Annotated in this window: 18 protein-coding genes; all 18 read left to right on the forward strand. The window is 40.7% G+C overall.

The genetic code is table 11. From position 1 onward, the window contains the following. The first annotated feature begins 99 nt into the window (after nt 1-99). The 18 genes from QAI40_RS06690 (at nt 100) to atpG (ending at nt 20,704) form a co-directional block, all read left to right on the forward strand. Nucleotides 100-1,071 (forward strand): TAXI family TRAP transporter solute-binding subunit, encoded by a 972-nt coding sequence (locus QAI40_RS06690; RefSeq protein WP_299979648.1) that lies wholly within the window; start codon nt 100-102, stop codon nt 1,069-1,071. A gap of 197 nt (nt 1,072-1,268) precedes the next feature. Beyond that, a complete protein-coding gene (locus tag QAI40_RS06695; RefSeq protein WP_299979645.1) occupies nt 1,269-2,033 on the forward strand; it encodes an enoyl-CoA hydratase/isomerase family protein in 765 nt (254 codons plus the stop codon). 16 nt (nt 2,034-2,049) lie between these two features. Then, entirely contained in the window at nt 2,050-4,182 is a 2,133-nt protein-coding gene (locus tag QAI40_RS06700; RefSeq protein WP_304511521.1) for an acetate--CoA ligase family protein, read from the forward strand. 393 nt (nt 4,183-4,575) lie between these two features. After that, a complete protein-coding gene (locus tag QAI40_RS06705) occupies nt 4,576-5,553 on the forward strand; it encodes a TAXI family TRAP transporter solute-binding subunit (protein ID WP_299979640.1) in 978 nt (325 codons plus the stop codon). Nucleotides 5,554-5,685: 132 nt separating this feature from the next. Continuing rightward, a complete protein-coding gene (locus QAI40_RS06710; RefSeq protein ID WP_299979638.1) occupies nt 5,686-8,262 on the forward strand; it encodes a TRAP transporter permease in 2,577 nt (858 codons plus the stop codon). A gap of 22 nt (nt 8,263-8,284) precedes the next feature. Continuing rightward, a complete protein-coding gene (locus tag QAI40_RS06715) occupies nt 8,285-8,719 on the forward strand; it encodes a universal stress protein (RefSeq protein WP_299979635.1) in 435 nt (144 codons plus the stop codon). A 194-nt stretch (nt 8,720-8,913) separates the two neighbouring features. Then, complete coding sequence (locus QAI40_RS06720; RefSeq protein ID WP_304511522.1) at nt 8,914-9,810, forward strand: S66 peptidase family protein; 897 nt, start codon at nt 8,914-8,916, stop codon at nt 9,808-9,810. Between the two features lie 6 nt (nt 9,811-9,816). Next, nucleotides 9,817-10,899, forward strand: a complete 1,083-nt coding sequence (locus QAI40_RS06725) for a serine hydrolase domain-containing protein (RefSeq protein ID WP_299979629.1) — start codon at nt 9,817-9,819, stop codon at nt 10,897-10,899. Nucleotides 10,900-11,022: 123 nt separating this feature from the next. Next, nucleotides 11,023-12,069 carry a rod shape-determining protein gene (locus tag QAI40_RS06730; protein ID WP_299979626.1) on the forward strand — a complete coding sequence of 349 codons (1,047 nt, stop codon included), beginning with the start codon at nt 11,023-11,025 and terminating at the stop codon, nt 12,067-12,069. Nucleotides 12,070-12,073: 4 nt separating this feature from the next. Beyond that, nucleotides 12,074-12,886 carry a rod shape-determining protein MreC gene (mreC, locus tag QAI40_RS06735; protein ID WP_299979624.1) on the forward strand — a complete coding sequence of 271 codons (813 nt, stop codon included), beginning with the start codon at nt 12,074-12,076 and terminating at the stop codon, nt 12,884-12,886. A 22-nt stretch (nt 12,887-12,908) separates the two neighbouring features. Further along, nucleotides 12,909-13,457: a hypothetical protein gene (locus QAI40_RS06740; protein WP_299979622.1), complete on the forward strand. Its 549-nt coding sequence runs from the start codon at nt 12,909-12,911 to the stop codon at nt 13,455-13,457. Beyond that, complete coding sequence (gene mrdA / locus QAI40_RS06745) at nt 13,441-15,285, forward strand: penicillin-binding protein 2 (RefSeq protein WP_299979619.1); 1,845 nt, start codon at nt 13,441-13,443, stop codon at nt 15,283-15,285. Before QAI40_RS06740 ends, mrdA begins: the two co-directional genes overlap by 17 nt. A gap of 3 nt (nt 15,286-15,288) precedes the next feature. Beyond that, nucleotides 15,289-16,395: a rod shape-determining protein RodA gene (rodA, locus tag QAI40_RS06750; protein ID WP_299979616.1), complete on the forward strand. Its 1,107-nt coding sequence runs from the start codon at nt 15,289-15,291 to the stop codon at nt 16,393-16,395. Nucleotides 16,396-16,664: 269 nt separating this feature from the next. Further along, complete coding sequence (locus QAI40_RS06755; RefSeq protein ID WP_299979613.1) at nt 16,665-17,096, forward strand: ATP synthase F0 subunit B; 432 nt, start codon at nt 16,665-16,667, stop codon at nt 17,094-17,096. Further along, nucleotides 17,096-17,686: an ATP synthase F0 subunit B gene (locus QAI40_RS06760; protein ID WP_299979610.1), complete on the forward strand. Its 591-nt coding sequence runs from the start codon at nt 17,096-17,098 to the stop codon at nt 17,684-17,686. The genes QAI40_RS06755 and QAI40_RS06760 overlap by 1 nt, the downstream gene beginning before the upstream one ends. Beyond that, nucleotides 17,686-18,237 carry an ATP synthase F1 subunit delta gene (gene atpH, locus QAI40_RS06765; RefSeq protein WP_299979607.1) on the forward strand — a complete coding sequence of 184 codons (552 nt, stop codon included), beginning with the start codon at nt 17,686-17,688 and terminating at the stop codon, nt 18,235-18,237. Before QAI40_RS06760 ends, atpH begins: the two co-directional genes overlap by 1 nt. After that, entirely contained in the window at nt 18,237-19,751 is a 1,515-nt protein-coding gene (gene atpA / locus QAI40_RS06770) for a F0F1 ATP synthase subunit alpha (protein ID WP_299979605.1), read from the forward strand. Before atpH ends, atpA begins: the two co-directional genes overlap by 1 nt. A 59-nt stretch (nt 19,752-19,810) precedes the next feature. Further along, nucleotides 19,811-20,704, forward strand: a complete 894-nt coding sequence (gene atpG / locus QAI40_RS06775) for an ATP synthase F1 subunit gamma (protein ID WP_299979602.1) — start codon at nt 19,811-19,813, stop codon at nt 20,702-20,704. Nucleotides 20,705-20,723 lie beyond the last annotated feature (19 nt).

The following is a 20,723-nucleotide window of genomic DNA, read 5'->3' on the forward strand; positions in this document are numbered from 1 at the left end:
TATTATGATAGTTTATTTAAAATATAAAAACGCATGAAAAAATCAAAGTAAGCATAGTATGTTTCATTCAAGATAATTTTTATATCAGGGAGAACTATTATGATCTCTTGCAAAATTATAAAATCAGTTTGGCTAATCTTGGTCATGTCAATGATCCTGGTTTTCTTTTCTGTTCCTGCCAGTGCCTTTGATGTTTTTATAGGAACATCAAACCCTGGAACATTTTCTCACTTTACCGGCCGACTACTTGAAAGGGTTATCAATAAACAGATTAAGGAGATAAACTGCAAGGCAGTGCCTGCATCAGGGGATATTCACAATCTTACAAATCTCTCGCAGGGATCATTGGATATCGCTTTGATCGATTCACGCATGCTGCATGATGCAATAAACAAAACCGGAAATTTCAAATTCCTTGATATCAATTATCAAAACTTAAGTATTCTTGTCCCTCTTTATGATGTGCCATTCACCCTTATTGCGGGCGATAATACCGGTATCACAAAACTTGACGATCTCAAAGGGAAACGGATAAATGTTGGTGCGCCTCTATCCCTTCAACGTCTTTCGGTTGAAACGATTTTAACGGCAAAAACCTGGTCAAAAAATAATTTTAGCCTGGTGGCTGAAATTTCAGATTCCCAGTCACAGGACACCATGGCCTTTTGTCACGGCGACATAGATGCAATGATCCATGTCGGTGTGCATCCTGATCCCTCATTGCAACAGCTATTCAAGCTCTGTAAAGCAAAAGCAGCAGACATGAATGATAATGATATTCAAAGCCTTGTTCACCGCCATCCAGCTTTTTCAAAATTCACCATTCCGGCGGGAACCTATCCTTCTCAGACAAGTGACATCATAACATTTGGAACACAGACCCTTCTGGTAGCGTCAAAAAACCTTGATGAAGAAACAGTATATGCCATGCTCAATGCCATATACAGAAGTCACAAAAGACTTTCCAATGCACATCCTTCATTAGCATTAAAAAAACCGGACATAAAGCAAACGAGCTACGCCGGTATAAAACTGCATGCCGGAGCATTGAAATATTTTTCCGGGCAGTGATAAATTATTTACAAGTCCTGATGTTTGAATTTCTGTGGCTCACAAGGTTCTTACCGCTTATGGCATGAAAATTGCTGTGGATTTTAGATTTAAAATTGGTTTTAATTTTAGATAAAGCGATTTACCCAAAATGATGAATACACAAAGATTCAATCGTTTTTTATTTCCATTAACTTCTTTCACAATAGGTGAATTCCATGGATTATGAATGTATTATTTATGAAAAAAAAGACAAGATCGGCCTGATCAAACTGAACAGGCCTAAAGTGCTTAATGCGATGAACCGGCAACTCTGGGTTGAGATGCAGGATGCCCTTGAGACTGTAAAACAGGACAATGATATCAAGGCGCTGATCATCACCGGTGAAGGCAGAGTATTTTCAACCGGGGCAGACCTTAAGGATTCAAAAGACAGAAGTATTGAAGATTACAGGATATATCTTGAATCTTTACAGGAAGCATCAAGAAAGATCATACGATTTGAAAAACCAACCATTGCAGCAATTAACGGTTATGCGCTGGGTTCCGGTTATGAACTTGCCCTGGCCTGTGATATCAGGATTGCTGCTAAAGAAGCTCTTATCGGGTCCCCTGAGGCAAGGGTAACTTCATCTGTAACCGGTGGTGCATTCCGTCTTGTTCAGGACCTGGTCGGCCCGGGCAAGGCAAGAGAACTTCTTTTTACTGCAGAAAATATTACCGGAGAAGAAGCTGAGCGTATTGGCTTGGTCAATAAAGCCGTACCTTTGGTTGAGTTGATGGATAAAGCAATTGCCATGGCCGAAAAGATTGTTGCCAATTCGTCTTTTTCCTTGAAACTCATTAAAAAGGGATTTCTCATGGCCCAGGGAGAAACTAGTCTTGAGGCATTAATGGATTATGAGATTGAGGCATGTCTCGCCTGTGTTTCAACAAAGGAAAGAGAACAGTCATTAGATAATTTTGAGCAGAGAAAAAAATAACCAAAGGAAAAAAACAATGTTAGAAAAAGTGCTCAATGCCAAATCAGTTGCCATCATCGGCGCATCAAAAAATAAAACAAAGCGGGGATACCAGGCCATTAAAACCCTTAAAGCTGATGGTTTTGAAGGACAGATTTATCCGGTTAATCCAAAGGAGGATATGATCCTCGGGTTTCGCTGTTATAAAGATATTACGGATATTGAAGGTTCCGTAGATCTCGCTTTAATTACAACCCCTGCCAGAACGATTCCGGGTATTTTAAAAAGATGCGGTGAAAAGAATGTTGCCGGCGCTGTCATCATTGCCGGTGGTTTCAGGGAACTTGGAGACAAAGGAAAAAAACTTGAAGAAGATCTTGTCGCTGCAGCAAAAGAAACCGGTGTCAGATTAATCGGACCCAATACTTCCGGCATGATTAATCTGAAAAGCAATATGAACCTTGTGGGAATCCAGAATGCCCCTAAAGGACACATAGCACTGCTCTGCCAGAGTGGCAACATGGCGCTGACACTGATTACAGAGGCCACAATCCGCAAGCACGAGGGGTTTACCTATTATGTCGGGGTTGGGAATGAGTCAGACATCAAATTCCATGAGTATCTTGAATTTTTCAGAAATGACCCGGACACGAAATCCATCCTGATGTATGTCGAGGGAATGAGCGAGGGGCGCAAATTCTTGCAAGAAGCCCATAATACAAGCATTAAAAAGCCGATTATCCTCTTAAAGAGCGGCCGGTCAGCAACAGGAAAAAAATCAGCGGGGTCACATACCGGATCTCTGGCAGGGATGAGTGAAGTGGCAAATCGAGCCTATGAACGTGCCGGTATCATCGTGATTGAGAACTCAGATGAATTGTTTCCAGTGGCAGAGACTCTTTCCAGTCAGCCGTCGATTAAAAACAATTCCATTGCTATTCTTGCTGATGGCGGGGGACATGCAACCATTGCTGCGGATCTTTTGACGGATCACAATATTAATATGCCGGAATTATCTGATAAAACCAAGGAAAAATTAAGGAAAATTCTGCCTGAAGCAGCATCCCTTATCAATCCTGTAGATGTGGCAGGGGGAACAGATTCTGATCCCAGCCTTTTTGCAGATTGTGCCAAAATTATTTTAAAAGATCCAAGTGTTGGCGGGCTTCTGGTTGTCGGCCTTTTTGGCGGATATGGCATCAGGTTTGAAGAAAGCCTTTCCATTGGAGAGGAAGCTGCAGCCCATCGATTCGGGGCAATGGTAAAAAAGAAAAGTAAACCGATTTTTGTGCATTCCCTTTACAGCTCATATGAGTCCCGGGCCCTGGATTTGCTGCGGCACTATGATATACCGGTTCACGATTCTCTGGATATCTCATGCAAGTGCGTAGCCTCGCTTTGTAAATATGGCAATTATTTAAAATCATATCATGCAAAAACCAATTTTATTTTTAACTGGCGGGCTATGGCAAGAAAAGAAGGGGTGCAGATTATTGAAAATGCCAGGAAAGAAGGCCGTCATGTGCTTTTAGAGCATGAGGCAAAACAATTGATCAAGCTTCATGGTGCTCCAACCTCTATAGGTCAGGTGGCGAAAACTGAAGATGAGGCATGGGAAATTGCAAGTAAAATCAAAGCGAGCGTTGTATTAAAAATTGTTTCACCGGATATTCTGCATAAAAGTGATGCCAAGGGAGTTATGCTGAATCTGAGTTCTGAAAGTGATGTCAGGAAAGGATTTCGTCAGATTATTAAAAGCGCTAATGCCTATAACCCTGATGCTGACATCCGGGGTATCCTTGTTGCTCCAATGGCGCAAAAGGGTCTTGAAATCATCATTGGAACCAAGATAGATGAACAGTTCGGGCCGGTTATCATGTATGGACTGGGAGGTATCATGGTTGAAATTATGAAAGATGTGACATTCTGGGTTTTGCCCATTAATCCTACTTCCTGTAAAAAAATGCTGGAAGATACCCGCTCTTCTATCCTTTTAGATGGCGTAAGGGGGCAGAAAGGGTATGATAAAAAATCATTAAAAAAACTGATATCCATGTGTTCAGAGCTGATCGAATCCTACCCTGAAATTGAGGAGATGGATCTCAATCCGGTGATTCTTTATGAACAGGGGCTGGATGTTGTAGATGCAAGAATTATATTGAAAAAATAACTTTACAAATTATTATGATAACGATAGGTTTTAAAGTATATTTCTGGCAGCAACAATGCAAAATAGTTGTTGATGAAATGATCAAACTTGATGAGATACTCAAATTTTACTGTGGTCATCCTTCTGATTGCTATTTGACTGATTCTATAAGGATTCAAGCTTAATAATTGATCATATCATCAATCCTAAGAGAATGAATCATGTATGGGAGTTTTGGTGTTTCATGTAAAAGTGGCTATGGCATGAAGATTGCTCTTTTGGTAACGTGATAACCTGACTATAATTGTAAATAAAAAAAGGAGGAGGTAAAGGCAAATAAAAAGTTTTGAAATTGAGGATTATTCTTTAGCATGACAGCAAAGATAATTAATTATTTAAATTTTGGAGGTTCAAATGAAGAAGTTATTTGTTTTTTGTATCGCAGCACTTTTTGGATTGGTTCTTTTCATGGGTTCAGCTCCTGTTCAGGCAGCTGACCAAACCTTTGTCACCATTGGAACCGGCGGTGTAACCGGTGTGTATTATCCAACCGGCGGTGCCATTTCGCGTTTGGTGAACAAGGGCAGAAAAGTTCATAATATCCGTTGCTCAGTGGAGAGTACGGGTGGGTCTGTATACAACCTTAATGCAATTAGAGCAGGCGAACTGGACATGGGTGTCTGCCAGTCAGACTGGCAGTATCATGCGTATCATGGAACCAGCAAGTTTGCTGCTAAAGGACCCAATAAAAATTTGAGAGCTGTTTTCAGTATTCATCCTGAGCCCTTTACAGTAGTTGCGCGTAAAGATTCCGGTATAAAAAATTTCGCAGACCTGAAAGGTAAACGGGTCAATATCGGGAATCCTGGTTCTGGCCAGCGCGGAACCATGGAAGTTGTCATGAAAGCCCTTGGCTGGACAAAAGCTGATTTCAAACTTGCTTCAGAACTTAAATCTGCTGAACAGTCATCTGCGCTTTGCGACAACAAAATTGATGCCATCGTATTTACGGTTGGTCATCCTTCAGGGTCTATCAAAGAAGCTACCACTTCCTGTGATTCTGTGCTGGTAAATGTGACAGGTCCTGCCATTGACAAACTTGTTAATGAAGCTGATTATTATAGAACAGCATCAATTCCTGGCGGCATGTATCGAGGAACTGATACTGATACAGCAACTTTTGGTGTGGGTGCAACTTTTGTCAGCTCAACCAATACCCCTGAAAATGTTATTTATCATATTGTAAAAGCAGTTTTTGAAAATTTTGATCAGTTCAAAAAACTCCATCCGGCATTTGCAAATCTGAAAAAAGAAGAGATGATCAAAGATGGTCTTTCCGCACCACTTCATGACGGTGCAAAGAAATACTACAAAGAAGCAGGGCTGTTGTAATCCTTTCCTTGGTTTGAATAAAGAAGTGTGCAGCCAAGACAATTATGATCGGGTGCTGCACACTTTGTTTTTTTTAAGAATTAAGTAATTGTCTGTCTAAACAACCCTTTTCCCCATGGAGGAATCATCAAAATGACTGAAGCAAATAGCACTGCAGTCGATCAGGATGCACTCCAAGAGATGATTGCCGAGGCGGATACCGGAGCGAGAAATCCTGTCGGCGCATTTCCCAAGAAAGTCCTCTTTTTTATCCCCTTAATGTGGACACTCTTTCAATTATGGTATGCCTCTCCCTTGCCGTTTATTTTCAATATCCTGGTATTTAATTCCACAGAAGCAAGGGCCATCCACCTGGCATTTGCCATGTTTTTAGCCTATACTGCCTATCCCACGTTCAAATCATCTCCAAGAGATTATATCCCCCTTCAGGATTGGTTTTTGGCATTGGTCGGGGCATTCTGCGCAGCCTATCTATTCCTGTTTTATGCAGGGCTTTCAGAACGTCCGGGTGATCCCCTGACTATTGACCTTGTTGTTGCAGTGATTGGCTTGATTTTATTATTGGAAGCAACAAGACGTGCCTTAGGGCCACCGTTAATGGTGGTCGCTTCAGTCTTTATTTTTTATACCTTTGCCGGATCCTGGATGCCGGATGTGATTGCCCACAAAGGTGCAAGTCTTGTGAAAGGCATGTCTCACTACTGGCTGGGTACAGAAGGGGTTTATGGGGTGGCAATAGGAGTTTCAACAGGCATGGTTTTTATGTTTGTGCTGTTCGGATCTTTATTGGAATCAGCAGGTGCGGGTAATTACTTTATCAGGACAGCATTTGCAGGCCTGGGCCATATGAAAGGGGGGCCTGCCAAGGCAGCAGTCGTATCCTCCGGTATGACAGGGCTTGTATCAGGGTCTTCCATTGCCAATGTCGTTACCACCGGAACCTTTACCATACCCTTGATGAGAAAAGTCGGGTTCTCGGCGGAAAAGGCAGGCGCAGTTGAGGTTGCCGCTTCCACCAATGGTCAGCTCACCCCGCCTGTTATGGGTGCCGCAGCCTTTTTAATGGTTGAATATGTGGGTATTTCCTATCTTGACGTTATAAAGCATGCGTTTTTACCGGCTATTATTTCTTATATTGCATTGGTTTATATTGTCCATCTTGAGTCATGTAAAATGGGGCTCAAGGGCATGAAAAGAACGGTTACAAAAACCGTAGCCCAAAAAGTATTCTCCTTTATTATGACCTTTCTTTTTATTATTATCATTGGTGGTGCGACCTATTACGGTCTTGGCTGGATAAAGGTTGCAGCCGGTAAGGCAACTATTTATATAGTAACCCTTTTGCTTGCAGCAGTATATTTTGCATTGGTCTGGCTTGCCTGCAGGGTGCCGGAACTCGAAGTCACACATGAAATTAACGAATTACCAAATCTTGGTGAGACAGCCCAGGCAGGCTATTATTTTTTGCTCCCTGTTGTTGTCCTGATGTGGTGCTTGACGGTAGAGAGGCTGTCACCATCTTTATCAGCCTATTGGGCAACCATGCTGCTCATGGTTATTGTATTGACTCAGCGGCCGCTAAAGGGATTTATAAGAAAAACAAAAGGGGATGAATTTTCTTTTAAAAAAGGATTTAATGAGTTTGTTAACGGCCTTGTGTCGGGTGCAAGAAACATGATCGGCATTGGTGTGGCAACGGCAGCCGCCGGTATTGTTGTCGGAACAGTAACCCTTACCGGTATCGGTCTTGTCATGACCGAGTTTGTGGAGTTTATTTCCGGTGGAAATCTGCCGCTCATATTATTTTTTACGGCAATAATCAGCTTGCTCCTGGGCATGGGACTTCCCACGACAGCCAATTATATTGTCGTATCTACTTTGATGGCACCGGTTATAGTGGAACTGGGGGCACAAAACGGCTTGATTGTGCCTTTGATTGCAGTCCATCTTTTTGTGTTCTATTTTGGTATCCTGGCAGATGATACACCGCCTGTGGGGTTGGCTGCCTTTGCGGCAGCCGGGATATCCGGCGGTGATCCAATCCGCACGGGCATCCAGGGGTTTACCTATGATATCAGGACCGCTATTCTACCTTTTATGTTTATTTTTAATACAGAGCTTTTGATGATCGGGATCGGTAGCTGGTTCCACCTGATCACTGTTGTGGTTTCCTCCGTGATTGCCATGCTGGCATTTGCCGCCGCTACCCAGGGCTTTTTCCTGACAAAGAGCCGGTTTTATGAAACCATTGCTCTGCTGCTGGTGACCTTTACCCTGTTCCGGCCCGGATTTTTCTGGGACAAGGTTTATCCGCCCTTTGAGGAAAAGCCCGGGACCCAATTGGTTCAGATCGTTGAAAACCTGGAACCCGGTTCCATGCTTCGTCTGAAAATCAAAGGCGAGAATATTAAAGGCAAGGAGTATACAAAAGCCTTAATGTTTCCAGTGGGTAATGCCCAAAACGGTGTGGACAGGCTTAATGAGATCGGGTTTGAAACACGCATTGAAGATGGTAAGATCCTGGTGGATAATGTGGTTTTTTCAAGCAATGCTGAGAAAATGGGAATTGATTTTGATCAGGAAATATTAATGGTCAAAATTCCATCAAAGCGGCCGTCAAAACAACTAATGTTTATTCCGGCACTGGGTTTGCTGGCATTGGTCTTTTTTGTGCAGCGAAAAAGAAGGGATAAACTTGCACCAACCTGATTTTTTTTTACAGGAGTAACTTATGTTTAAAAAAATACTAGTACCCATTGATGTGGATTATCCAAAAACATCAAAGGCAGTATATGATAATGCAGCAGATATTGCCAGATTGAGTGGTGCCGATATTCATTTGGTTAGCGTGATGCCGGGATTTGGTATGCCCATAGTGGCCTCTTTTGTTACAGATGAAATGAAAAACGAAGCCAAAAAAGAATTTGCAAAAGCATTAAAAGAATTCATGGATAAAAACTGTGGGGACAATGTCACCGCCAAAGTGCTGGTTGGCAAGCATCATGAGGTGATTCTGGAAATGGCAGATAAATGGGGGGCAGATTTAATTGTGGTTTATCATAACCACAGGCGCAAGGTTAATGAGGCGTTTTCACAGACCTGTGCCCAGAAGATCGTTAAGAATGCCAATTGTTCTGTTTTAAGGTTACGCAATGTTTTAAGCTGATATTTAAGTATTTATTGACAGAAACCAAGGCTTTAGCTACACAAACATTTTATGTGGTTAAAGCCTTGCTGTCTGTGTCGTTCTACAGGGATGAAGTTTTTTAATAGCTTAACAAGAAATAAAATGGTATTTTTAAGGCTGTTTTTCTGCTCCTCTGAAAATTGAATTAATGAGAAGACGGGTAAAATTAAACCATGAAAATCAGCAATCGTATGAAAAGACCCACTCCTTTAAAATCCGGGGATATATTAGGTGTCTGTGCTCCGTCCGCACGCTTTGATACTGAAAAATTAAACAAGGGGATTCATGTTCTTAAAAATTTGGGTTTTGAGGTTAAAGTCCCCGAAGAGATTTTTAAAAAGAAGAGATATCTTGCAGGAGATGATGTACTTCGGGCAAATGTGATCAACAAACTTTTTTCAGATTCGGATATAGATGGAATTATTTGTGCCAGGGGTGGTTTTGGCGCGATGAGAATCCTGAATCACTTAAACTGGAACTGTATCAAACAAAATCCCAAACCGTTTATCGGGTTCTCTGACAATACGGCAATATTGTTGTCTATCATTGGTGAAACAGGAAATTCAGTTATTCACGGGCCCAATGTGGTTTCATTTGCCAGTGCCCCTGAAAAAACCATTGATTCGTTTTACAAAACACTAATGGGCTCTTTGGATAAAATCGAAGTGATGGACGGGCAAATTATCAAACCCGGTAAGTGTACAGGCGTATTAAAGGGAGGGAACATCTCAACCATATCCCATCTCCTGGGTACAAAATTCCAACCGGACTTTAAGAACACTGTTCTATTTCTGGAGGACATCGGAGAGCCAGCCTATAAAATTGACCGGATGCTGACACAGATGAAAATGGCAGGTCTGTTTAACGGGATACGGGGAGTGATTACCGGGGCCTTTAAAAAATGTGACAATGATGAGTATATAGAAGAGATACTGTCTGAAATATTTGAGGAATACAATGTTCCGATTCTTTCAGGGTTGGATTCCGGCCACGGAAAGGTTAATTTATCTTTATGCATGGGAGCTTATATTAAGATGGATACAATATCTTCAAGAATTCACTGGATTTAATTTTTTATGGACAAAGACAGAATCTCCAAAGAGATGGAACAGGCCATTTTAAAAGGTGTTTTCCCCGGGGCAGTTCTATTATGTGCCGCAAACCAGAAAATTGTCTTTCATGAATCTTATGGGATGGCTGATATTTTTGAAAAAAGAAAAATGAGAAAAGATAGTATTTTCGATCTTGCTTCCTTGACAAAACCCCTGGCAACAACACTGGCCTTATCTAAGCTCATTGAAAGACATCAGGTTTTTTTGGACCAGAAGACAGGATCAATTCTGAAAGAATTTAAAACATCCCCCAAAGCAGACATTACCATTGATATGCTGCTCAGACATACTTCAGGGTTTCCCGCCCTTCGTGAGTATTTTAGAAAAATTATAAAAACAGATGAAAATCCAAGGCAATATCTTAGGCATCTTCTTGTCCATGAACCACTTGAGAATAATATTGGCGAACGCCAGATATATAGTGATTTAGGCTTTATGGTCCTGTCATGGATAATTGAAAAAATAGCCGGCCAAAGACTGGATCGGTTTGTTTCAGAGCAAATTTATTATCCCCTTGAAATAGATGATCTGTTTTTTATAGATCTGAATCTAAAAAATGAAAAATTTAACAAGTATCGACAAAAAATTGTGGCCACTCAGAAATGTCCCTGGAGAAAAAAAGTTTTGAAAGGTGAAGTAGACGATGATAATGCCTGGGCTGTTGGAGGGATAGAAGGGCATGCCGGACTTTTCGGAGATGCCGGCTCAATATATAAACTTTGCTGTGAAATATTGAATGCATTGCTAAATAAATCAACAAAGGTATTGGCACCGGATATTATAAAAACCTTTGTTCAAAAGAACAATCAATATGATATGGTTGCAGGATTTGATACTCCCTCAAAAAAGAATTCTTCTTCCGGCCAATTTTTTTCAGCCTCATCTGTGGGCCATCTTGGGTTTACAGGCACCTCTTTCTGGATTGATCCTGAAACATCATTGATAATTATTTTTTTAACCAATAGAGTACACCCTTTAAGATCAAACGAGGGGATAAAAAAATTCCGTCCGCAAATACATGATTTAATATATTCTGAATTAATATGAAATATTGTGGTGCTAAGGCTTTTTGGACTTGTAAAAAACTGTTAAGTTTGTTAGCAAATAATCTTTGATAAGATCTTTTGTGTTTAAATACAATGTATAAATATTTTTCTTGGAAGAGGTAAAATGAATTTTATAATAGACTCTTTGCTTGGGGCGTTTTCCAATGATCTGGCCATTGATCTTGGGACTGCAAACACACTTGTTTATGTTAAGGGAAAAGGAATTGTATTGAGCGAGCCCTCAGTTGTTGCTGTTAGAACGGATAGAACGGCAAAAAGCAAAGTGCTTGCTGTGGGTACTGAAGCAAAAAGAATGCTGGGTCGCACCCCTGGTAATATTGTCGCTATAAGGCCAATGAGGGATGGTGTGATTGCTGATTTTGAAGTCACAGAGGCGATGTTAAAGCATTTTATTCGAAAAGTTCACAATAACAGGAAAACCCTTGTCCGCCCTAGAATTATCATAGCAGTACCATCTGGTATTACTCAGGTTGAAAAAAGAGCGGTTAGAGAATCGGCAGAATCTGCCGGGGCAAGAGAAGTTTTTTTAATTGAAGAACCCATGGCTGCAGCAATTGGTGCAGACCTCCCCATTTCTGAACCGATCTGTAATATGGTTGTTGATATTGGTGGCGGAACAACGGAAGTAGCCGTCATTTCACTTTCCGGTATTGTTTATACGAGATCTTTAAGGGTTGCTGGTGATAAGATGGACGCTTCCATCAGTCAGCATATAAAGCGAAAATACAATCTTCTGATTGGTGAGAGAACCGCAGAAATAATCAAAATAACTATTGGAAATGCATATCCTGATCTTGAAAATCTTGAAACTATAGAGGTCAAGGGCCGAGACCTTGTATCCGGTATTCCAAAAATACTTGCCATTGATTCTGAGGAAGTTCGAATCGCCATTTCCGAACAGATTGATGCAATTGTTGAAACGGTTCGTATTGCACTTGAACAGACGCCTCCTGAACTTGCAGCAGATATTGTTGATTCCGGAATTATTTTAACCGGCGGGGGTGCTTTACTGAAAAATTTGGACAAACTACTTAAAGAAAAGACCGGGCTTCCCATTGTTATAGCCGATGATCCATTGTCTACTGTTGCTCTTGGTTGCGGGAAAGTCCTCGACAATATCGATATTTTGAAAGAAGTAACCATTAGTTGATTTAATGTTTTCACAAAAATTGCTTATCTTTGTTGGAGTTGCTCTCTTTATTGCTATCAATTTTATCGTAATGACCATGAGCAGCAGGGAATCAATACCGACCAGCGGCATTGAGCGATTATTCATTACCATTACTTCTCCAGTTCAACAGGCAGTCACCACGACCATTCATTTTACCCAGAATGTCTGGGACACTTACTTTATGTCGGTCCTTGCCGTTAAAGAGAATATTGAACTTAAAAAACAGCTTGGGAAAGCAATAGAAATCAAAAATCGGTATGAAGAGCTGGAACTTGAAAACACCCGGCTTAAAAAATTTGTTAATTTTACGGGCCAGGTTCTGGACACTTATGTGGCAGCTCAAATTATTGCAAGGGACCCATCTCCATGGTTTAAAACCATTATAATCGATAAGGGCGCAAAAGATGGTCTTGTGAAAGGAAGTCCTGTGGTTGTTTCCGAAGGAATTGTCGGACAAACAATCAAAGTTGCAAACGATTATTCCAGAGTTCTTTTGATTACGGACAGAAACTCTGCTGTTGATGCTCTTGTCCAGAATTCCCGTGTTCGCGGTATTGTAAAAGGGAACAATGAGGACAATTGTTCTTTTGTATATGCATTAAGAAAAGATGAGATGAAAGAGGGTGAAATGATTATCTCCTCCGGATTGGATCAAGTGTTTCCCAAAGGGCTTAAAATCGGCAGAATTTTAAAAGTGACAAAGGTCCATTCTCAACTTTTTCAGGATATCACTATAGAGACCAGCGTTGATTTTGACAGAATAGAAGAAGTCCTAGTGTTTAAAAACGATAGATGAATTATTTTGAAATGGTCCAATAATGAATACATTGTTTTTCATCATTCTCACGATTTTTTTAATTATCCTTCAAACGATTGTCCTGCCATCTTTTTCCTGGTTTGATCAGTGTTTTGATCTGCTTATCATCGATGTTCTTTTTTTAAGCCTTATTTCATCCCACTATTCAATGGTTGCCGCTATCATTATTATTGGATGCATCATGGACAGTATCTCCGGTGTTCCATTCTACTACCATATTTTTTCGTATTTATGGATTTATATAATCGTGTCCTTGGTTAAACAATTACTTTTTCAAAAAAGCATCATTTTTATTTTTATTATCAGCTTTGTATCCGTATTCATCCAGCATGGATTGTTGTTGTTTTCAGTCTTTATCAATCAAGGCAGCAACACCATCTGGACATTCGATTTCGGCCTTCTGATAAGACAGGCATTTTGGGGTTTTATTTTTATCCCACCCAGTATCTGGTTGGTAAATATTTGCTGGCAGAATTGGATTTTTGTAACAAAATTTTTGCGAAACAGATTACTTAAAAAGATAGAGGGCAGGATTGACCGAATTCAATAAAAATCCAGATAGAGAATGGATAAAGCAAAGACTTATCGGCGCAAGTGTATGCGTTCTGTTTGTTTTTGCCAGCTTGTTTTTTCGGTTGATATATCTTCAAATTATCAAAGGTGAGGAATACAGACTTTTATCTGAAAAAAATGCCGTGCGTCTTAAAAGTATTAAGCCCTCTCGCGGTCTTGTATTTGACAGAAATAAAAGACTGATGGTTGATAACAGACCTTCTTTTAACCTTAAAATAGTTCGTGAAGATGCAGGCGATGTTAAAAAGACTGTTAAAAAGGTTGCCGAATTGATCCAAGTCCCTTTTCAGGAACTCATGGACAGTATCGCCCGGGCAGGGAAGGGAACCTTTTACAAATCTGTAACATTAAAAAGTGATATCTCAAGAGAGCAGCTTGCCATAGTTGAAGCTCATAAATTTGATCTGCCAGGAATTCATATCGATATAGAGCCCACAAGACATTATATATATAAAAAAACTGCCTCCCATATTTTAGGGTATATAGGACAAATAAACAGGAAGGAACTGAAAAGTGGTAAATATCCCAATGTTAGGTCAGGAGACTTAATCGGCAGATATGGTATTGAAAAAAGTTTTGAAAAATATTTACAGGGGAAACGGGGCGGAAGACAAATAGAAGTTGATGCCAACGGTAGAACGATTAAGATTTTGAGAACTATTGATCCTGTCGCAGGACTCGATTTAAATCTTACATTAGATCTTGATTTGCAAAAGACAGCTCAAAAATTGCTTGAAAATAAGGATGGGGCTGTCGTGGCCATTGATCCTGACAATGGGGATGTTCTTGTGATGGCAAGCAGTCCAAATTTTGATCAAAACGATTTTATCGGTGGCATCAGCAGCAAAAAATGGAAAGTGCTGATTACTGATCCGGGTAAACCAATGATCAACAAGGCGATTCAGGCAGAATATCCTCCGGCATCCACGTATAAAATAATTACCTCATTTGCAGCACTTGAAGAAAAACATATTGATATAAACACCACTACATATTGTCCGGGGTTTTTCAAATATGGCAATAGAGTTTATCGTTGCTGGAATAAACGTGGGCACGGTGAGCTAAGTATTATTGACGCTCTTGCACAATCCTGTGATGTCTTTTATTATCAGGCAGGAGTCACAACAGGGGTGGATGCACTGGCACAGTATGCAAGGGGTAGCGGACTTGGGAAAAAAACAGGTATTATGCTTGGAAACGAAAAAAAAGGACTCATCCCAACCTCGGCCTGGAAAAAGAAACGATACAATGAATCCTGGCAAGGTGGTGAAACACTTTCAGTGGCAATAGGGCAGAGTTACGATCTGGTTACACCTTTGCAAATGGCGGTCTTGATGGCTGCTGTGGGAAATGGCGGCACCTTGTACAGGCCCAGAATTGTCAAAACTATTGAGGACAGCCATGGAAAAATTGTTAAGAAAATTGAGCCTCAAATTACAGGCGGCCTGCCTGCAAGCAAAGAGACACTGCATATAGTTAGAACCGCGCTTTTAAAAGTTGTTCAGGGTAAGAGGGGGACAGCAAGAGGAATTAGACTGAAAAATGTTGAAATAGCAGGGAAAACAGGAACTGCCCAGGTTTTTAGTATTAAAAAAGATGAGAAAATAAAAACAGAAGATCTGAAATATTCATTACGGGATCATGCCTGGTTTGTAAGTTATGCCCCTGCTGAAAACCCTGTTATCGCAATAGCTGTGATTATTGAGCATGGAGAGCATGGATCAACCACGGCAGCACCTATAGCAGGCGCTTTAATTGAGCAGTATACGCAAGACTTTTCAACAGAAGAAATATTAACGGAGTAGCCCATGTTTGACAGGAGGCTGATAGAGAATTTTGACTGGGGATTTATTGTATTAATCCTTTTGATCGGCTCTATGGGTCTTGTGATTTTATACAGTGCCCTGGCTGCCGGACAAGACGCAGGTGTTGTCCACATCCTTTTTAAAAAGCAAATGATCTGGATGGGTGCGGGTTTCACTATAATGATGATCACACTGCTGATTGATTTTAGAGATCTGGATAAATTGAATCTGTTTATTTATGCGTTCTGTGTTGGACTTTTGATAAGTGTTATTCTTTTTGGACAGATTGGCGGTGGATCTAGACGATGGCTTCTTCTTGGTTTTGTCCGGATTCAGCCGTCTGAATTGATGAAAATAGCCTTGATTATAAGCCTTTCATCTGTCTATTCAACTTCGGCTTCCCAGGCCGGACTCAATTTCAGAAAACTGATCAAACCGGTAATCTTATGTGCAATCCCATTTGTTTTAATAGTGAAGCAGCCGGATCTTGGAACAGGACTGCTTTTACTTTTAATCGCAGGCTCAATTACCCTGTTTGTCAAGGTGGAACGAAAGGTATTCTTTACATTATCAGGCATCTGTTTTGCTGCCGTCCCTTTGGTCTGGTTTGTATTAAAAGACTATCAAAAATTAAGAATATTGACATTTTTGAATCCTGACAGAGATCCCCTTGGGGCGGGATACCATATCATTCAATCAAAAATAGCCATTGGATCGGGGATGCTGACAGGCAAGGGGTTTTTAAAAGGAACCCAGAGTGCCTTGTCCTTTTTACCGGAACAGCATACGGATTTTATCGCATCTGTTCTTGCCGAAGAATGGGGACTTGTGGGATGCAGCATCCTTTTAATCCTCTATTTTTTTCTTTTATTATGGGGGGTGAACATTGCATATAATTGCCGGAACATGTTTGGCTCTATTCTTGCGTTTGGTGTTACAATCATGATTTTCTGGCAGGTATTTATTAATATCGGAATGGTCATGGGACTCATGCCCGTTGTCGGTGTTCCCTTGCCCCTTGTATCCTATGGAGGTTCATCAGTCGTCACCAACATGGTGGGATTTGGCATTCTTTTAAATATCAGTATGCGGAAATTTTCATCCGGTTAATCATAAAACTATCGGAATAAAAACTCTTTTTGGGTAAGCCCTGATTGTGAAAAAAAATTACCCTTTTAGCTTTTTGTTCAACAGAAACTTCTTAAAAAGATTACTTAGCAAAGCCTGAAATATTTTGTTTTTCAATGTTGACAAATGATTTTCTGGATGGTACTCAAGTCACGATTTGATTCGAATTTAGACTGTTTTTGCGTAAAAACAGTTAATTAGGTATAAGTAGCTGATTTTTTTTATAATTCTTAACTGGCGGAGGGAATTTTATGATAACTGTGATTCCTGATATATCGGCGATATATCAGATGATCAATTTCCTGGTTCTGCTTTTTGTGCTCAATCTGGTTCTGTACAAACCAATCCGTAATGTTCTTCTCGAAAGAAAGGCGAAAATTGAAGGTATGCAAATTGGGGCTCAAAAAGCCTCAAAAGACCTTGTCGCCGGAGAAGATGCATATAAAGATGGATTGAAACAAGCCAGAACAGAAGGTTTGAAAGAGAAAGAAACCTTTATAGAAGAAGCATCTCAAGAAGAAAAGGAAATAATCGACAAAATTAACAAGAAAGCTCAGGCCAACCTTGTCGAAATTAAAAAACAGGTGGCAGATGAGACTGAGCAGGCCCGCAAAGCGCTTGAAGGTGAAGTGGAGGCATATGCCAAAGCCATAGGCGAAAAGATTTTGAGGAGGGCTTGCTAATGAAAAAATTAGGATTAAAAAAGAAACAACTTCAAGTTATGGGTTTTGTGGCAATACTTGTTTTTGTTTTAACCGGTATTGCTTTTGCAGCTTCCGGAGGCGGTGGAGTGCACAATGCGTGGCTTAAAGTCGATACCTGGAAAGTATTGAATTTTGGGGTTCTTGCTGTTGCTGGATTTTTTCTTGCAAGAAAACCTGTTGCCCAGTTTTTCTCATCCCGTGCAAAAAGTATTAAAGATGAGATTAATGAGCTTGAATTAAAAAAAGCAAATGCTGAAAAGAAACTTGCCGAATATCAAACCAAGTTTAAAAATCTTGATCAGGAATCGAAACAGATTGTTGAAGATTATATTAAACAGGGTGAAGAAGCTAAAAAGAGAATTATTACTGAAGCAGGGGAACAGGCAGAAAAACTTGAAGATATGGCCAAACGCAATATCGAACAGGAATTCAAGTCTGCAAGAGCCAGACTGCAGCAACAAATTGTTGAAAAAGCCATGGAAAAGGCTGAAGAAGTGATTATTGCCTCCATTTCATCCGATGATCAGGACAAACTTGTTGATGAATATTTGAAAAAGGTGGTGGCATAATGAAAAATTTAGCGGTTTCCAGGCGTTATGCCAAAGCATTGATTCTAATCGGCCAGGAAGACGGCCAGGCAGAACAATACAATGCAGAGCTTGATTCTATTGTCGGGCTCTTTGATACACAGGAAGGTTTTGAAAAGGCATTAACAAATCCTTTGTTCAACAAAAATGATAGAAAAAATGTTCTGGAGGCAGTTTTAGCTGCCACTGATTTGTCAGCCATCATGAAATCATTCCTGATTCTTTTGTTTGATAAAAATAGAATCGGTTTTTTAAGAGAAATTGCTTCATATTATAAAGATCTGGCAGATGAGCTTAAGGGTGTTGTCAAAGCCAGCATCGTTTCTGCAACCCAGTTGTCATCGGAAGCAGTTGAAAAGATTAAAGAATCTTTATCAAAAAAGACCGGAAAAACGATTGTTCTGAATGTTCAGCAGGATCCAAGCCTCATTGGTGGTGTGGTAACTAAAATAGGTGATCTTGTTATGGATGGCAGCGTAAAAACTCAGCTGATGAATATGAGAGAAACTTTAAAAAAAGGTGAGAGTGTCTAATGGAAATTAAAGCAGAAGAAATAAGCCAAATAATAAAAGACCAGATCAAAGGGTTTGATGCAGAGGTCGACCTGAGTGAAACTGGTGTTGTTCTTTCTGCGGGTGACGGTATTGCCCGCGTATATGGTCTTGAAAAAGTAAAAGCAATGGAGCTTGTTGAATTCCCAGGTGGGATTTTAGGGCTTGCATTGAACCTTGAAGCCGATAATGTCGGTGTTGCTATCCTTGGTGATGATAAAGAAATTAAAGAGGGTGATATTGTTAAAAGAACTGAACGCATTGCATCGGTTCCAGTTGGTGAAGCGCTTTTGGGACGCGTTGTAACCACAACCGGAGAACCGGTTGACGGAAAAGGTCCTATTAACGCTGAAACTGTTATGAATGTGGAATTGGTTGCTCCCGGTGTTATTGCCAGACAATCGGTTCATGAACCCTGTTACACCGGTGCAAAAGCAGTTGACGGCATGACCCCGGTTGGAAGAGGTCAGCGTGAACTTATCATTGGTGACCGCCAGATCGGTAAAACCGCTATTGCCGTTGACGCCATTATTGCACAAAAAGAAACCGATATGAAATGTATCTATGTTGCCTGCGGTCAGAAAAAATCAACGGTTGCCCAGGTGGTTGCAGCCCTTGAAGAGCATGGAGCAATGGAATACACAACAGTTGTTATTGCATCTGCTTCTGAAGCTGCGGCCATGCAGTATCTTGCTCCCTATGCTGGTTGTGCAATGGGTGAATACTTCAGGGATAAGGGCGAGCATGCCCTGATTGTCTATGATGATCTTTCAAAGCAGGCAGCAGCTTATCGTCAGGTATCTTTGCTCCTAAGGCGTCCTCCGGGACGAGAAGCTTTCCCGGGTGATATTTTCTATAACCATTCAAGACTTCTCGAAAGATCTGCGAAACTCAGTGATGCAGAGGGTGCCGGTTCTTTGACCGCACTTCCGATTATTGAAACCCAGGAAGGTGATGTGTCTGCATTTATTCCAACCAATGTTATTTCCATTACAGACGGTCAGATCTTTCTTGATAAAGATCTTTTCTTTGCCGGTATTCGTCCTGCTGTTGATGTTGGATTATCTGTATCACGAGTAGGTGGTGCAGCCCAGGTAAAGGCAATGAAGCAGGTTGCAGGTACCCTGCGTCTTGATCTTGCCCAGTTCCGTGAGCTTGAAGCATTTGCTGCATTTGGCTCTGACCTTGACGAAGCAACGCAAAAACAGCTGACCCGTGGTGAGAGACTGGTTGAACTTTTGAAACAACCTCAGTTTAAACCGCTTCCAATGCACAAAATGGTAACTGCCCTTTATGCTGGAACCAAAGGCTATATTGATAAATATCCAAGAGAAGCCGTTGCTAAATATGAAGAAGGTCTTTATCCGTTTGTTGAAAATCGTTTCCCTGAAATTTTTTCTGGTTTAAAAGAAAAAGAAGAGATTACAGAAGAAATAGAAGGCAAATTAAAACAATGCCTTGAAGCCTATGACGAAGAATTCAAGGATGCAGTATAGGCACTTGGAATTTTTTGTGAAATAATTCACTAACTTATAGGCAAAAAAGGCAGGATCATATGGCAACTTTAAAAGAAGTAAAATCAAAAATAGTCAGCGTAAAAAAGACTAGACAGATTACCTCTGCCATGAAAATGGTCGCCACTTCACGATTACGCGGTGCTCAGAACAGCATGGAGCAGTTTAAGCCCTATGCCGGCAAATTCGCCGAGGTTCTGGGAAGTATTGCCGGCAAAGCAGGTGACAATGCGAGTCCTTTGCTTGTTCCCCGTGATGAGGTAAAAAAAGTGGCGCTCATCCTCTGTACATCCGACAGGGGGCTTTGTGGCGGTTTTAATGTACATTTAATTACAAAAGCTCAAAAATTAATTGTATCGGAATTTGAAGGCAAGGATGTCTCTTTTATCTGTTTTGGTAAAAGAGGAAGAGACTGGGCAAAAAAACAACCCCAGCCCATTGATGATGAATTCATCGGTGTTGTGGGTGGAAATATTGAGTTCAGCGTGGCATCCTCTTCAGGACAAAAATTGATAGACTCTTTCCTTGAAGGAGCTGTTGATGAAGTATATTTGATTTATTCTGACTTCGTAAATCTGGCAAGACAAGAGGCGACAATAAAGCAAATTCTTCCCATTCCTTCTCTTGAAGATGTGGCAGAAGAAAAAGAAAAGGACAAAGAGGGTGAATTCCTTCCGGAACACATCTGTGAACCTTCTTCTGATGCTTTACTGGGTCAGATGCTGCCAAAGAATATTTTTATTCAGATATATGATGCACTGCTTCAGACGTCTACCAGTGAGCATGCCGCTCGCATGCGTGCTATGGATAATGCAACCAGCGCATGTGATGATATTGTTTCAGAACTTCAGACAATATACAATAAAACAAGGCAGGCAGGCATTACATCTGACCTTATGGATATTGTCGGTGGTGCGGAAGCACTTAAGGGATAAATTTAAAATAGACTTAATA

Source organism: Desulfobacula sp., from assembly GCF_030611305.1.
Lineage (GTDB): Bacteria > Desulfobacterota > Desulfobacteria > Desulfobacterales > Desulfobacteraceae > Desulfobacula.

What these genes read in the sequence shown, in the direction of transcription:
- atpG (WP_299979602.1), top strand. Translation starts at nt 19,811, where the DNA reads ATGGCAACTTTAAAAGAAGTAAAATCAAAAATAGTCAGCGTAAAAAAG.
- mreC (WP_299979624.1), top strand. Translation starts at nt 12,074, where the DNA reads ATGTTTTCACAAAAATTGCTTATCTTTGTTGGAGTTGCTCTCTTTATT.
- QAI40_RS06760 (WP_299979610.1), top strand. Translation starts at nt 17,096, where the DNA reads ATGAAAAAATTAGGATTAAAAAAGAAACAACTTCAAGTTATGGGTTTT.
- QAI40_RS06710 (WP_299979638.1), top strand. Translation starts at nt 5,686, where the DNA reads ATGACTGAAGCAAATAGCACTGCAGTCGATCAGGATGCACTCCAAGAG.
- atpA (WP_299979605.1), top strand. Translation starts at nt 18,237, where the DNA reads ATGGAAATTAAAGCAGAAGAAATAAGCCAAATAATAAAAGACCAGATC.
- QAI40_RS06715 (WP_299979635.1), top strand. Translation starts at nt 8,285, where the DNA reads ATGTTTAAAAAAATACTAGTACCCATTGATGTGGATTATCCAAAAACA.
- QAI40_RS06720 (WP_304511522.1), top strand. Translation starts at nt 8,914, where the DNA reads ATGAAAATCAGCAATCGTATGAAAAGACCCACTCCTTTAAAATCCGGG.
- rodA (WP_299979616.1), top strand. Translation starts at nt 15,289, where the DNA reads ATGTTTGACAGGAGGCTGATAGAGAATTTTGACTGGGGATTTATTGTA.
- QAI40_RS06740 (WP_299979622.1), top strand. Translation starts at nt 12,909, where the DNA reads ATGAATACATTGTTTTTCATCATTCTCACGATTTTTTTAATTATCCTT.
- QAI40_RS06700 (WP_304511521.1), top strand. Translation starts at nt 2,050, where the DNA reads ATGTTAGAAAAAGTGCTCAATGCCAAATCAGTTGCCATCATCGGCGCA.
- QAI40_RS06690 (WP_299979648.1), top strand. Translation starts at nt 100, where the DNA reads ATGATCTCTTGCAAAATTATAAAATCAGTTTGGCTAATCTTGGTCATG.
- QAI40_RS06755 (WP_299979613.1), top strand. Translation starts at nt 16,665, where the DNA reads ATGATAACTGTGATTCCTGATATATCGGCGATATATCAGATGATCAAT.
- QAI40_RS06695 (WP_299979645.1), top strand. Translation starts at nt 1,269, where the DNA reads ATGGATTATGAATGTATTATTTATGAAAAAAAAGACAAGATCGGCCTG.
- QAI40_RS06730 (WP_299979626.1), top strand. Translation starts at nt 11,023, where the DNA reads ATGAATTTTATAATAGACTCTTTGCTTGGGGCGTTTTCCAATGATCTG.
- QAI40_RS06725 (WP_299979629.1), top strand. Translation starts at nt 9,817, where the DNA reads ATGGACAAAGACAGAATCTCCAAAGAGATGGAACAGGCCATTTTAAAA.
- atpH (WP_299979607.1), top strand. Translation starts at nt 17,686, where the DNA reads ATGAAAAATTTAGCGGTTTCCAGGCGTTATGCCAAAGCATTGATTCTA.
- QAI40_RS06705 (WP_299979640.1), top strand. Translation starts at nt 4,576, where the DNA reads ATGAAGAAGTTATTTGTTTTTTGTATCGCAGCACTTTTTGGATTGGTT.